Consider the following 13,009-nt stretch of genomic DNA (forward strand, 5'->3'; position numbering starts at 1 on the left):
CATGTGCGGCATCGTCGGCGCGCACACGCGCGGCGGCTCGGTCGTCGCGTCGTTGATCCAGGGTCTGAAGACCCTCGAGTACCGCGGTTACGACTCGGCCGGCGTCGGCGTGGTCCATGGGGGCCAGATCGAGGTTCGCAAGCGCGCCGGGCGCCTGGCGGAGCTCGAGGGCGCCCTGGCGTCCGATCCGCTGCCCGGGGCACCGATCGGAATCGGCCACACTCGCTGGGCGACCCACGGCGAGCCCACGGACCAGAACGCCCATCCGCACGTGGATCCCGATGGGCGCCTGGCCTTGGTCCACAACGGCGTGATCGAGAACTACCTCGAGCTGCGGCGCGAGTTGATGGCCGAGGGCGCGGTGTTCCTCTCGGAGACCGACACCGAGGTCCTGGCGCACCTGATCGGGCGGCAGCTGGCCCAGGGCGACACGCCCCTGGCCGCGCTGCAGGCGAGCCTGGCGCGGGTGGAGGGTTACTACGCCATAGCGCTGCTGGTCAATGGCGCCGAGCCCCAGTTGCTCTGCGCGCGGCACGGCCCGCCCCTGTGCGTGGGCATGTCCGCGGACGGCGCCTGGTTGGGCTCGGACGTCCTGGCGCTCCTGCCGCACACCCGCGAGATCCAGTACCTGGAGGACGGGGACGTGGCGGAGCTCGCCGTGGACGGCATCAAGATCGTCGACGGCCGCGGCCGCGCGGTCGAGCGCCCGGTGCGGACCATCGAGTGGAACGCCGAGTCCGCCGAGAAGGGCGGCTACGAGCACTACATGCTCAAGGAGATCCACGAGCAGCCCGACGTCCTGGCGCGCACCCTGGAGGGTCGGCTGCGTCCGGATACCGGCGACGTGGATCTGGGCGGCGAGGGCTGGGAAGACTCGGACCTCGCGAATGTCGAGCGCGTTCAGGTGGTGGCCTGCGGCACGGCGCTGCACGCGGGCTACATCGCCCGCTACATGATCGAGGGCCTGGCGGGCGTTCCGGTGGACATCGACTTCGCCTCGGAGTTCCGCTACCGCGACCCGCGCCTGGTCAAGAACACCATGGCCCTGGCCATCTCCCAGTCAGGCGAGACCGCCGACACCCTCGCGGCCCTGCGCCTGGCCCGCGACCTGGGCGCGCGGCCGACGTCGATCTGCAACGTGGTCGGCTCGACGGTGATGCGCGAGTCCAGTGCCACCCTGTTGACCGAGGCGGGGCCCGAGATCGGCGTGGCGAGCACGAAGGCCTTCGTGGCCCAGGTCGTTGCCGCGTACCTCCTGGCCCTGCGGATGGGGCGCGCCAACGGGCGCATCTCCCGGGAGCAGGGTCGCGAGATGATCGAAGAGCTCAAGCGCCTGCGCGCGCGGATGGAGACGGTCCTCGCGCCCGAGGCGGTGGAACACATCCGTGAGTTGGCCGATCGCCACCGCAACGTGAAGGGCTTCTTCTTCCTGGGCCGCGGGATCAACTTCCCCATCGCCCTGGAGGGAGCCTTGAAGCTCAAGGAGATCTCCTACATGCACGCCGAGGGCTACCCGGCGGGGGAGATGAAGCACGGCCCGATCGCCCTGATCGAGCCCGACCTGACCACGGTCGTCGTCAATTCCATCGGCGGTGTCTCCGAGAAGTCACGCTCGAACATCGAGCAGGTCAAGGCGCGCGGTGGGCGCGTGATTGCCGTTGGCTCGGACCGACAGAGCCACGAGATCGCCGAGGAGGCGGTGGTGGTTCCCGAGAGCTCCGAGTGGCTCTCGCCGGTGCTCAACGTGATCCCGCTCCAACTGCTCGCCTACCACATCGCCGACCTGCGCGGCTGCGACATCGACAAGCCCCGCAACCTGGCCAAGAGTGTCACCGTCGAGTAGCGGCGGCGCCGCGCGCCCGTCCGTTCCCCGAGCGAAGGCTCCCCCCCCCCCGCCAACCCTCCCCGCGACCTCCTCCCGCACATGCAGCGCGTCCTGATCACCGGCGGTGCCGGCTTCATCGGCTCCCACGTGACCGAGGCTCTCCTCGCTCGCGGCGACGAGGTCTGTGTCCTCGACAACTTCAACGACTTCTACGACCCGGCCATCAAGCGCGCCAACGCCGAGGCCGTGAAGGCGGCCGGGGCGCGCCTGGTGGAGGGTGACATCCGCGACGCCGAGGGCATGGCCCGGCTGTTCACCGAAGGGAACTTCGACGCCGTGATCCACCTGGCCGCCATGGCCGGGGTGCGCCCCTCCCTGCTCGACCCGCTGCACTACGAGGACGTCAACGTCCGCGGCACGCTGATCCTCTTGGAGCAGATCCGCAAGCGGGAGGGCCTCAAGTTCGTCTTCGCCTCGTCGTCGAGCGTCTACGGGGCCAACGAGAAGGCGCCCTTCTCCGAGGTCGACGACATCCACCGCTGCATTTCGCCCTACGCCGCGACCAAGCGCGCGGGCGAGCTGCACTGCTTCACCTACCACCACCTCTACGGCATCCCGATCAGCGCCCTGCGCTTTTTCACCGTCTACGGTCCGCGTCAGCGGCCCGAGATGGCGATGCACAAATTCGTGCGGATGACCCTGCAGCGCGAGCCGATCCCCATGTTCGGCGATGGCTCGACGCGCCGGGACTACACCTACATCGACGACATCGTCGACGGGGTGGTGCGCAGCCTTGACCACTGCGAGGGCTACGAGATCTACAACCTGGGCGAGTCGCAGACGACGTCCCTGGCGGAGATGATCGAGATCGTCGGTGAAGTCTGCGGCATCGATCCGATCATCGATCGACAGGCCATGCAGCCGGGCGACGTCGTGATCACCTACGCCGACATCTCGAAGGCCAAGCGCAGGCTGGGCTACGACCCGCACACCACCGTGCGGGACGGCCTGAGCCGCTTCGTCGAGTGGTACCGGCAGCAGCTCGGTTGAGGTCGGTCCGCGGGCGTCGGCGGCTCGGTCTGTGATTGGGGCGGCAGTTCACTCGGCGGGAACCCACTCCTGCCGCTCCAGGTGGTCTTGTGCGGCCGTGCGGCTGAACCAGACCTCGCGCAGGGTCTGACTGGCCGCCAGGGGCAACTGGTCCGAGCGGTGGCTCGAACCTGTTTGGGTCCAGTTGCCGTAGGTCATCAAGGCCTGGGCACGGGGCGGCGTGGCGAACTCGACCGCCGAGACGAAGCTGTCGCCGGCGATGACGCGCATTCGACCGTCGGCGTCGGGGGAGAACTCGAAGCTGCGAAAAATGCCCAGGCCGGCCATTCCGCCGCTGCAGGGTAGGTCCGAGCGGTCCGCGCGCAGGCGGAAAAGATCGCCCCAGGGGAGATCGAGTGCGCCCACGGATTCGACCGCTTGCCCTGCGGCAGCGCCCAGGGCCTCGAGCACTCTCTCCGCCGACGCAATCCCGCGCGGAGTGGCGAGCGGATCGTGCTCGTCCCAGGCCCGCTCGAAGACGTTGGTCTCGTCGCCCAGCGCCTGGACCAGGAGCAGGAAGAGCAGTGCGCCGCTGCTGCCGGCGTCGACGCTGCGATCCCAGGCGGCGAGCACTTCGCCGGCACGTCGGATCGTCGGGTCCCCATGGGCCGCCGCCAGGGGTAACAGGTCATCGAGGATCCGGTCCGCCAGCTCCACGTGAGTCGAGTGCTTGTAGTCCACGAGCTCGTCGAAGCTCACCGATTCGTCGTCCTGGAGCATCTGCGCGGAGTGCTGGGCTCGCAGGGACATGCGTCGAGGAGCGACGTACTGCGGAAAGTCGTCGGGATCGAGCACCGCGGGGAGCGTCGTGTTCCAGGGGGGATCGTTGGCGTTCTGCAGCCAGCCAGTCGTCGGGTTCAAGACCCGCGGCAGCTCGTCGTAGCCCAGATACTCGCTCCACAGGTCACGGGGCGCGGATCCGTCCAGCAGTCCGGAGGGGTCCGATGCGCCTGCGGCGCGCCGCGGTGTCAAGCCGCCGAAGTGGTGCAGCACGTTGCCCTCGACGTCGGCGTAGAGGATCGAGAAGAGCGGAAGCTGCTGGCTCGCCGTGGCGCTCTCGAAGCTCGCCAGGTCCCCGGCCGCACCCATTCGCCACCACTGCCGCGCCGAACCGGGGCGGTCGAGCCCGACCACTCGCAGGGCCAGGGCGCGGTCGGAGTCGCCCGAGACGATCGGGCCGTGGACCGAGCTGCGGATCTCGATCGGCTCCTCGCGCAGATCGCCGTTCGCCGCGCGCACACGCAGTCGATGGGGGTGCCGCTCGAGGCCGCGCCAGGCGCCATCCCAGCGGTAGCGGTCGCCGTCCAGCTCGAGGGCGTAGAGGTCCATGCCGTCCTGGGCGTTGACGGTGTGGGTCCAGCCGAGCTTGTCGTTGAAGGCCATGGCCAGGGTCGGGAAGCCGACCAGCGTGGCCCCGTAGGCACGGTACTCGGGGCACTCCAGATGGGCCTCGAAGAGGCGATAGCGCCCCTCCCAAGGCAGGTGCGGATTGGCCAAGAGAAGTGCCCGTGCACCGGAAGCATGGGCCGGCGCGATGGCCCAGGCGTTCGATCCACCGTCGGTTGGCGGCGTCGTCGCGCCCGCCTGCAGGCTCTCGTTGCTCACGAACGAGAAGTGCAGCACCCGCTGGAGGTGGGCCAAGAGGTCGGCGCCGGTGATCGGCAGCACGACCTCCAGGTCGTCGCGTAGTTCATCCGGGTGCAGGCGACCGAAGGCGTTTACGCCCGCTGCGAAGGCATCCAGATGCCGCGCGAACTCGGGCTCCTGGTCGGCGTACCAGTTCTGCGCTCGCTCGGGGATGCCGACGGTCCAGACCCAGCGGTCGGATTCGATCCAGGACTCGCCCCAGTACTCCGCGCCGCGGCCGCGAGCCTCGCCGATCAAGGTCAGCAGCAGGTCCCCGTGAGCCCGCATCTGGGCCCAGCCGAAGCCGCGAAACAGCCCGTCCGCGTCGGCGGCGAAGACGTGCGGAACGCCCCAGGTGTCCCAAAGGATCTCGGCGTCGGTGGTGGCCTGGGGCCGACCGCAGCTGGCCAGGGCCAAGAGGACGATCCCGAGGGTCGCCCGCCGGGGCCCCGCCGCGGCCGTACCTAGGAGCGATCGCGGGCGCGCGTCCAAAGCTCGTAGCGCGAGAAGTAGCCGACGCGATCGGCGCTGGCCAGGTCGGCCGCCAGGTTCACGTCCATGGTCCAACGCTCGCGAATGGACGCCGGGAGGGGACGTGGGCGCAAGAACGAGCGCAGGAAGACTCGCGCGCCGTCGGCCGCGGCGCGGTCCATCTGCTGCCACAGGTCGTCGTGGCCCGCGTCGTCGCACCAATCCAGGACGTTGCTGGCGTTGACCACGTCGACGCTGCTTTCCGGCATGGTCGCCAGAAAAGCGCCCAGGTCGGCCGTGTGCCAGGTGATGCGATCGAGTTGCTCCAGCAGCAGGGAGTACTGCTCCTGACGCAAGTAGGCGGGCACGGCGTCCGTGCCGGGGAAGCTGTCCCGCCAGATGCGGTGCAGGAAGTAGTTCTCGCGCGGGTCGAGCTCGACGGTCAGGTGCCGCAACACCCGATGGTAGAAGGCCCCGAACTCGGGCTCCGCCATCCGGTCCCACGCGGCGGCGGGAATGAATGCGTTCCCGATGGTGTGCTCGTTGAGAGCCAGCGCGAGGAACTCGTGCACGGCCGTCGTATCGAGGTGCTCGTCGAACAGGGCCGTGCGGCGAGTCCGGTCGGACTCGCCGAGGAGCGCGGCCAGGGGCTCGGCGCCGACGATTCCGGTCAGGCCCTCGCGCAGGGGGGCGAGGAAGGCCGAGAGCTGACCACAGCCGGCGAGCCCGAACCGCTCGATGTCACCGCGCAGATCCGGGTCGTCCAGCAAGCCGCGGTGTACCGCGGCGGGCAGCCGATCCAGGAGCGCTGCGCGAGCCTCGGCGCCGCACGGCACGCTGCCCACCAGGCCGGCGAACTCGACCCAACTGAGCTCGCGCAGGGCCGCCTCCTTGAGCCGGCAGAGTCGCGTCTGGGCCTCGACCAAGTCGACCCCGAACACGTGGCGAGCGCCGTCGAGGGCCGCGTTGAACACGTTGTCCCCGGCGGACGAGACGACGACGACCGTCTCGTCACTCTCGATTCCGAACGCGGCGGAGAGACCACGATGGTCCTCCATCACCTCGGAGTAGGCGGGCCGGACACTCATCGGCCGGCAGCCGCGGGCTCCAGCCGGCGGCTCTCCTGGTGTACGCGGATCACGCCCTCGAGCACGGTCCCCTGCAGATGCAGCGAGGTCCGCAACACGTCCAGCACACCCGCGCGCAACTCGTCGGTGGTGCAGTGCTGCACGATCGTGCGACGGACCTCCTCCAGGTGCCCCTCGTCGATCTTCCCGTGGGCCACGAAGAAGGTCATCTGGCCGTCCGTCAGGGACAGGCTGCTACGCATCGACTGCAGGACTTCGGCGATGTGTGGATAGCAGCCTTCCGCCCACAAGCTGTAGCCCAGTCGTGCGGTGGCGTCCCGCGTCGACGCGACGCGATAGAGGTACGCGACGAAGGCCTGGGTCTCCGGCAGCGGCGAGCTGGCCATGGCGCGCTCGGGGTCGGCGCCCACCGAGCGCAGGTCGTTCAGGGCCATCAGGTCGTGACCGGCCTCCTCGAGCGCATGGTTCAGACAGAACCGCATCAAGGACAGGCGATCCGAATGCAGGTCGAGCGCAGCGAGGGCCTGGTTCTGGGTGTTCTCGCGGGTGTAGTGGTAGATCTCGGTCATCAGACCGACGTACAGCTCGCGGTCGAAGCCGTGCTCCATCACGTGGCGCCAGAAGGTGCCGCGCTTGATCCGAGCCCAGCCGTCGGCGGCCGCGCGTTCACAGGTATCGAGGAAGTCGCTCATCCGTGTTGTCGTTCGATGGTGGGGGACACGAGGGAAGTCGGCCCGGGGTGAGTGGGCCTCGCAGGCGATAGCGCCGCTGAGGATGGAACGTCGCGGGGTCGCTCCGTCCTGACCGGTAGGCTCCACGGATTGCTCTCGTGGAGCTCGAGGAACTCGGTGATGACTCGATCCGACGTGTCCATGCGCCCGCGCACGAAGTGGTAGAGCTGGCCCTGCCGGCTCGCGAGGACCACCTCGCCGCCCTCGATCGCGTGGGCGCCGAAGTGCTCGTAGTAGCGTGCGAGCTTGGGCAGGCAGAGGGCGAAGTAGCTGCGGTGCGAGGTGAACTCGAGCAACCAGCGACAGGCCAGGCAGAGCATCACCTCGGTGATCAGCCGTCGACGCATGTCCGCACGCACGACCACTCGGCTGATCTGAAGGGGCGAGTCTCCGACGTCGCGAATTCCGGCCGGCAAGGGGCACAGCCCGCTGGCCTCCCATCTTCCGTCGAGCGCGGGCGAGTAGCGACAGGCGGCGACTACCTCGTCCCCGATCGTGCAGCAGAACTGGTAGGCGTCGGCGTCGAAGTCGTCCTCGGCGGGGTGCCTGCCCGCGCGGTTGCCCAAGAGATAGTCGCTGTGAGCGCGGTACTCCGTCTGTCGGAGGGTGAAGATGTCGAGCAGCCTGGCCGCACTCGGACGGGCCTCGAAGATCAGGGGGGCGGAGGCCCCGCGCGCCGGAACCGAGTCGATGCGAACTAGCGTCGGGCCAGCTGCGCCGGAGATCGTCGCCAAGTCCGACGCGAGCCCCGATGACCCGACGTACCTCGACGGCGGATGCGGCGCTTCAGAAGGACTCGGAAGTGGTCTCCCCGACCCCACGGACGGCAGCTCGAACGGCGGAATCCGAGCGGGAGGGGAGTCCCCCGCGAGTTCCAAATCGCTCTTCACCCGGTTCTCCTCCTCCAGGAAAGACCCCGAACCGGCAAGGCGGCTCAGGTTGTGAATGGTGCACCCGACGGGACTCGAACCCGCAACCGCTGAATTTGAAGTCCAGCACTCTTCGAACCTGCTCTCGGGACTCGCTCGAGGGTCTCGACTCCTCCTCTCCTGGCGTTCTCGAACCGCGTCGATCGCTCGTCGGTGTCGACCGGTCGACGCTACACGGGTACGCGGTCGGAAGGGGGGAGTCAGGTGGAACGGACAGGGGCGACGAAACTCAGTCGGGTATTTTCGACGCGACTTCCCACTCGAATACGAAGCCGCATCTCTACGAGTGGCCGACGGGGTGAGTCTCTGCGCTCCTGCTCGCCGCTGTTTGATCTCCGGCGCGTGGTCCTGATCACAGTGCTCTTGACCATTGAGCTACGGGTGCACACTGGTTGTCAAGGCGGGCGAGTGCGCGATGGGTCGCGCGCTTGCCGATGTGACGGGCGCGATACTACCATCGACCTCGGACGGCGAAAGTCGGTGCGAACTTTCTCCGCGTGCGGCGTTCGGCGCCAAATGCAACTTCGGTTCGCACGAAGCCGGGAGCCCGGTCGCGACCCCAGTCGGAAGCCAGTGATGAGCGAAGTTTTTCCCGCGGCGAAGCCCGCATCGGTCAGCGCGCTGCGGTCCTTCGAAGGCACGTTACTTGCTATCTGCGACGACGCCGCTCGTGCGGTCGGGTCGAGTTGTATGCGCCCGAGCCTGGGCTACCGCCGTCTGGCCCGCTCGCCGGTGGATCTGCGCCTGTTCTTCACGGACACGTCTGCCCTTGCGGGTGGAATGGCCGGTGCGTTGGTGGAACGGCTGGCGGGCCTGGGGGTCGTGGACACGGTGCGCCGCCGAGGCGCGGAGGTTTCGCTCCGGTTGACCGAGGACTTCATCGATCAACTCGGGCGAGAGCTGGAAGGCGCCGCTCCTTCGGCCATCGCAACGGTGGGGGGCATGGACGGCCGCCACTATGTGGTCAATTTCCTGAACCCCAACGCCAGCAAGCCGCTGCACGTGGGGCACCTTCGCAATGCCGCCTTGGGCATGGCGGTGGCCGCGTCCCTCGAGGCCTGCGGGGCCAGGGTGTTGCGCCAGTGCTACGTCTGTGACATTGGCCGCAGCGTGTGCGAGGCCATGGCAGGCTACGAGGGCCTGCTGGCGCAGCACGGGCAGGACTGGGGCCCGGAGCGGGCCGGGCTGGCGCCCGACCAGTTCGTCGGTCGCTGCTACGCGGACTACGCCCGAGCCAGCGACGCGGTCCCCGGTCGTGGGGCGGAAAGCGGAGCGGACCCCGCGGAGCGCGAGGACACGGTCGTCCACGACCGTGCGGACGAGCTCTTGGCGGCTTGGGTCGCGGGGGAAGCAGAGGCTCGAAGGCTCTGGGAACGGGTGCGTTCCTGGGCCCTGGGTGGGCAGGAGGCGACGTTGGAGCGACTCGGCGCCCGCTGGGATCGGGTACACCACGAGTCGGCGAGCTTGGCCGCCGTCGAACGCCTGACAGCTGCGGGCCTGGCTTCGGGTGCGTTCTACCGCGGCATCGGCCAGGAGGTGCTGTTCGACACTGGGCGCTCCGAGTACGCGACCCTCAAGCTGCTGCGGGAGGATGGCTTCCCGACGGAACACGCCCGGGTGATCGGTCTGTTCCTGGAAGAGCAGGCCGTGGGGGCCCCGCCCTACCGTTGGATCGTCGTCTGCGGTGACGAATGGGGCGCGGCGGGCCAGGCGGAACTGGACGTCGCCCGCAGGTTCGGCGCGGCGGAGCTGGTGGAGCGGGTCGAGGTCTTCGCCCACGGTATGGTCACTGCGGCCGGCTCGAAGATGAAATCGCGCGACGGTCAGGCGGTGCTGATCGACGAGCTGCTCGATCTGTTGATCGACTCCGCCCCGGTACAGGACCTGTTGGAAGAGTACGGACGCCCGTTCGCGCCCGAGCAGCTGGCGGACATGCTCGTGAAGGGCTACTTCCTGTCGAAGCGGGCCTCGAAGGGGCTCGAGTTTACACTCGAGTCGTTCACTGACGAGGCTTCGAACCCAGCCTGGGCCGTGGTGCGCGCTCTGTGTCGCGGTGCGGCGTCGAGGGCTCGAGCGACCGTGGGCGCACCGTCGGATCCGGAACGCTACCGGACGGCCGTCCTGCAGGCATTCCAACTGCGGCAACTCGTCGCGCGCAGCGCGGAGGGCTTTCAGGGGACTTCGCTCATGAAGTTCGTCGGCGGATTCGCGCGTTGGTACCTGGATGGGGCCAGCGACCCGCGCCTGGACCGAGTGGTGGTGGCGGTGTGCTCCGCCAGTCTCGGCACGCTCGGGGTGGCAGCTCGAGGACGTTAGGCGCCGGTGGCCCCGAACGGGTTCGGCCGGGCTTGCGCCCGGCCGAACCTTCGCATCGACTAGGTTCACCGACCCTAGTCCCAAGCGCTATTTGCTATCGCACTTGACTTCGACCCACTGGGGGATCTCACAGACAGGCAGTCATGTCGGGGTCAGGCATCCGCTGACGCCGTTGACGGTGCCGTTCACCGGATCCACCTTGTCACCAGGACAAGCGGGCTTGTTGGCCCACTCGAGGTTCTGGATTCATGTCGGGTGGTAGGTGAGCTTGTAGCACTTGCCCTTTTCGAACGCACAGGGCGACGACGTGATGTCGTTTTGGGCAGCACTGACCATGCCAGCGAGAAGTGCCGGAATGGCAAGCAGGCGAGCCTTGCGGAGAATCGATCGATTCTGCATGGGACGCTCCTTCAGTCGTGCTTGGGGACTATCGAGCGATGGGTCTCGATCGGAACAGGTTGAACGTCAGCCTGCGTCACCGAATCGCAAGAGCTCCGAACTTCGAGGTCATCAATCCCGATGAACGGCGCGGCTGACACGGTCGCGAGCCTAGCACGCCGCAGAGCGACGCGCGGCAAGGCTCGCGATTTCGAACTAATCCTCGAGTGCGACATCGAGGTAAGTGCCTGGTGTGATGGCGGAATACTGCTCCGCCTCGAATCGCCCGAGAGGATCACTGATGGTGATGCGATGCTCGGCGGGCGCGACCTGCTCGTAGATCGCAAAACCGTGATCGTCGGTCTTGATCCCGAAGGAGACGCAACCGCAGTGCCGGTTCTCGGGCGGCTCGAGGCGCACGTCGATGCCCTCGAGGGGCACACCGTCGGGGCCGACGACCAGCACGATGATCGGATCGCTGACGTAATCCGCGGTCTCGAGCTGCACGCTCTGCGACGGGGACATCGCGACGTCTGGCACCGTGCGCACGAATGGCTCGAACCGGCCCCGCATGTCGGAAGCACTCAACTCGAGCGGACGACCCGCGGGGGCGCGCAGGCTGAAGCTACCGTCCAGCTCGCTGAAGGTCATGGCGACCGGATCGTCGTGGGCCAAGTCGTCGGGCTCGAAGATGCCGACAAATACACCGCTCAACGGGCCGCCGGCGGGCGTGAGCACGCGACCCACTAGCTGTGCCATGGACTCGTCCGCGGGTCGCGGGACGAATACCTCGATCGGTCCCTGCAAGGTTGAGGGAACCACGGCGCGATTGTCGACGAGCTCGCCCTCCCACTTGATGTCGTAGGAACCCGGCGCGAGCCCGTCGAAGCGGAAGTAGCCGTCGCTGCGAGTCGTCGTGGTCAAGGGGCGCCACCACGAGCTCGGCCGCCAGGTGTCGAACGCGGCGCCGGAGACGATCAGTTCGAGGTGGACGCTGACCGTGCCCGGTGCAACGGGATCGCCGTCGTCATAGCGCACGACGCCGAACAGCCCACCGGCCTCGGGCAGGGTCACCTGGCCTAGCTCGACGGTCGATCCGGCCGTGCTCAGGGCCGGCCACACGAAGGTTGGCGCGCATGGATCTCGGGTCGGATCCACAAGGGCCAGGATGTATTGCAGGTCTGCCGCCAGGCGCGGCACGCTGAACCCGCCGGATGCGTCGGTGGCGGTGACGTGCGCCCAACGCTCGGTGTAGTGGGGCGGGCGCATGAGTCCTGACACCAGGGCGTCCTGCCCGCGCCCGATCGGGTCGATGGAGGCCAGGTGAACCTCGGCGCCAGCTAGTCCCGCGCCGCTCGCGTCCACCAACCGGCCGCGCGCCACGCGCTCGGGCGCCGCGAGCGTCAGGTCCAGGCGCAGACCCTCGGGATCCGGCTCCATCGGCACCAGGGTCCAGGCCTGGACCTCGCCGAGCCCCTCGGCCGTGGCGCTCACCCGCACGGTCTCGCCGGGGGCGAAGATCGCTTCCGTCGCGTAGCTTCCGTCGGCGCTGCACTCCGGCTGGAGTCGGATGGACTGGCCGCGCGAGTAGGCCTCGACGGTGATCAGCGGGGCGCGCAGTGCTGCGGACCCCGCGCCGGCATGGATCTGGCCGTGGACGCCGTAGCCCGTGCCAACCGACAGCGCCACGGGGATGTGGGTCAGGGGCGTGTCGGAATCGACGCTCTCGACCAAGTAGTGCGAGCCGGGGTGGACCACGCTGACGTAGTTGTCGCCCGGACCGTGGGCGGGGAGCTCCGCCTGGCCCAGCGCGTCGGTCACGGCGCTGGCCAGGGGCGTGCGACCCAGACGACGAAAGCCCGGGAGCAGATCGACCCGCGCGCCGACCAGGGGCCGTCCGTCCCCGTCGACGAGCGACACGTCGAGGGTCTTGGGCGCCGTCAGCCGAATCTCGAGGTCGTCCCCGCCGCGCAGGTGGTCGGCCCACCAACCGCCCTGACCCTCGGCCTCGACAGCCAGGCTCCAAGAGCCAGACGGCGCGGGAAGCGCGAAGCGCCCCTCGGCGTCCGTCGCCGCCTGAAGCGGATCGGTCCCCGGGATCCGCTCGATGGCCGCGACGAAGCCCCAGGCCGGCTCGCCGGGCGCGAGGGTGCAGCGCGCGCCCTCGAGGGGCACTCCATCGCTCCCGAAGACCCGTCCGACGATTCGACCGGCCTGCCCCGTGCGGTACGGGGCGACGAGTTTCGGCTGAATGGTCGTGGGCGTCTGGAAGTTCGCCGCGGGCGCGAGCGCCTCCGGGGCCTGAGAGTCCTGGGTCGCTTCTGCGCTGCGATCGACGGCTTGGACCGGCCCCTCGGGCGAGCGGGTCAGGAACCACAACGCCCCCGCCACCACGGCGGCGAGGAGCCACAGATGGACGCGCGTGGTGGGAGCCGCAGCGGGAGACATGGGCGAGCGAGAGGCGTCGCGGGCAAGGTCGCGCGACGTCGACTCACTCTCCGCTGCCGATTCCGATTCGGCTACGAAGTTGCGAAGTGGGGGAGAGTCAGCGCCGTG

9 protein-coding genes are annotated in these 13,009 nt (G+C 68.7%); 3 read left to right on the plus strand and 6 right to left on the minus strand.

Annotated features, from left to right (window positions below):
* Window position 1 precedes the first annotated feature (1 nt).
* Window positions 2–1,843, plus strand: a complete 1,842-nt coding sequence (gene glmS / locus Pla133_RS12150) for a glutamine--fructose-6-phosphate transaminase (isomerizing) (RefSeq protein ID WP_145065568.1) — start codon at window positions 2–4, stop codon at window positions 1,841–1,843.
* 81 nt (window positions 1,844–1,924) lie between these two features.
* Window positions 1,925–2,875: a GDP-mannose 4,6-dehydratase gene (locus Pla133_RS12155; protein WP_145065571.1), complete on the plus strand. Its 951-nt coding sequence runs from the start codon at window positions 1,925–1,927 to the stop codon at window positions 2,873–2,875.
* Between the two features lie 48 nt (window positions 2,876–2,923).
* On the opposite strand, the gene Pla133_RS12160 is transcribed toward Pla133_RS12155, so the two are convergent.
* From Pla133_RS12160 to Pla133_RS26255, 4 genes are read right to left on the minus strand one after another with little or no spacing between them, the layout of a single operon-like run.
* Window positions 2,924–4,957 carry a penicillin acylase family protein gene (locus Pla133_RS12160; protein WP_419192421.1) on the minus strand — a complete coding sequence of 678 codons (2,034 nt, stop codon included), beginning with the start codon at window positions 4,955–4,957 and terminating at the stop codon, window positions 2,924–2,926.
* Window positions 4,958–5,004: 47 nt separating this feature from the next.
* Complete coding sequence (locus tag Pla133_RS12165) at window positions 5,005–6,099, minus strand: DUF3419 family protein (RefSeq protein WP_145065577.1); 1,095 nt, start codon at window positions 6,097–6,099, stop codon at window positions 5,005–5,007.
* Window positions 6,096–6,791 (minus strand): iron-containing redox enzyme family protein, encoded by a 696-nt coding sequence (locus Pla133_RS26250; RefSeq protein WP_419192422.1) that lies wholly within the window; start codon window positions 6,789–6,791, stop codon window positions 6,096–6,098. Before Pla133_RS26250 ends, Pla133_RS12165 begins: the two co-directional genes overlap by 4 nt.
* Window positions 6,788–7,564 carry an N-acyl amino acid synthase FeeM domain-containing protein gene (locus tag Pla133_RS26255; RefSeq protein ID WP_419192423.1) on the minus strand — a complete coding sequence of 259 codons (777 nt, stop codon included), beginning with the start codon at window positions 7,562–7,564 and terminating at the stop codon, window positions 6,788–6,790. The genes Pla133_RS26250 and Pla133_RS26255 overlap by 4 nt, the downstream gene beginning before the upstream one ends.
* Window positions 7,565–8,449: 885 nt before the next feature.
* Between Pla133_RS26255 and argS the strand changes: the two genes are divergently transcribed.
* Entirely contained in the window at window positions 8,450–10,075 is a 1,626-nt protein-coding gene (gene argS, locus Pla133_RS12180) for an arginine--tRNA ligase domain-containing protein (RefSeq protein WP_419192424.1), read from the plus strand.
* A 246-nt stretch (window positions 10,076–10,321) separates the two neighbouring features.
* On the opposite strand, the gene Pla133_RS26260 is transcribed toward argS, so the two are convergent.
* Together Pla133_RS26260 and Pla133_RS12185 are read right to left on the minus strand one after the other, a co-directional pair.
* The gene (locus tag Pla133_RS26260; RefSeq protein ID WP_419192425.1) at window positions 10,322–10,474 is read right to left on the minus strand and encodes a hypothetical protein; all 153 of its coding nucleotides are present in this window, start codon (window positions 10,472–10,474) and stop codon (window positions 10,322–10,324) included.
* A 195-nt stretch (window positions 10,475–10,669) separates the two neighbouring features.
* On the minus strand, window positions 10,670–12,901 hold the full coding sequence (locus Pla133_RS12185) for a carboxypeptidase-like regulatory domain-containing protein (protein ID WP_145065586.1): 2,232 nt from the start codon (window positions 12,899–12,901) through the stop codon (window positions 10,670–10,672).
* Window positions 12,902–13,009: the final 108 nt, after the last annotated feature.

Origin of the sequence: Engelhardtia mirabilis (assembly GCF_007748095.1) — a bacterium.
Lineage (GTDB): Bacteria > Planctomycetota > UBA1135 > UBA1135.

What these genes read in the sequence shown, in the direction of transcription:
- glmS (WP_145065568.1), top strand. Translation starts at nt 2, where the DNA reads ATGTGCGGCATCGTCGGCGCGCACACGCGCGGCGGCTCGGTCGTCGCG.
- Pla133_RS12155 (WP_145065571.1), top strand. Translation starts at nt 1,925, where the DNA reads ATGCAGCGCGTCCTGATCACCGGCGGTGCCGGCTTCATCGGCTCCCAC.
- Pla133_RS12165 (WP_145065577.1), bottom strand. Translation starts at nt 6,099, where the DNA reads ATGAGTGTCCGGCCCGCCTACTCCGAGGTGATGGAGGACCATCGTGGT.
- Pla133_RS26250 (WP_419192422.1), bottom strand. Translation starts at nt 6,791, where the DNA reads ATGAGCGACTTCCTCGATACCTGTGAACGCGCGGCCGCCGACGGCTGG.
- argS (WP_419192424.1), top strand. Translation starts at nt 8,450, where the DNA reads ATGCGCCCGAGCCTGGGCTACCGCCGTCTGGCCCGCTCGCCGGTGGAT.
- Pla133_RS26260 (WP_419192425.1), bottom strand. Translation starts at nt 10,474, where the DNA reads ATGCAGAATCGATCGATTCTCCGCAAGGCTCGCCTGCTTGCCATTCCG.
- Pla133_RS12185 (WP_145065586.1), bottom strand. Translation starts at nt 12,901, where the DNA reads ATGTCTCCCGCTGCGGCTCCCACCACGCGCGTCCATCTGTGGCTCCTC.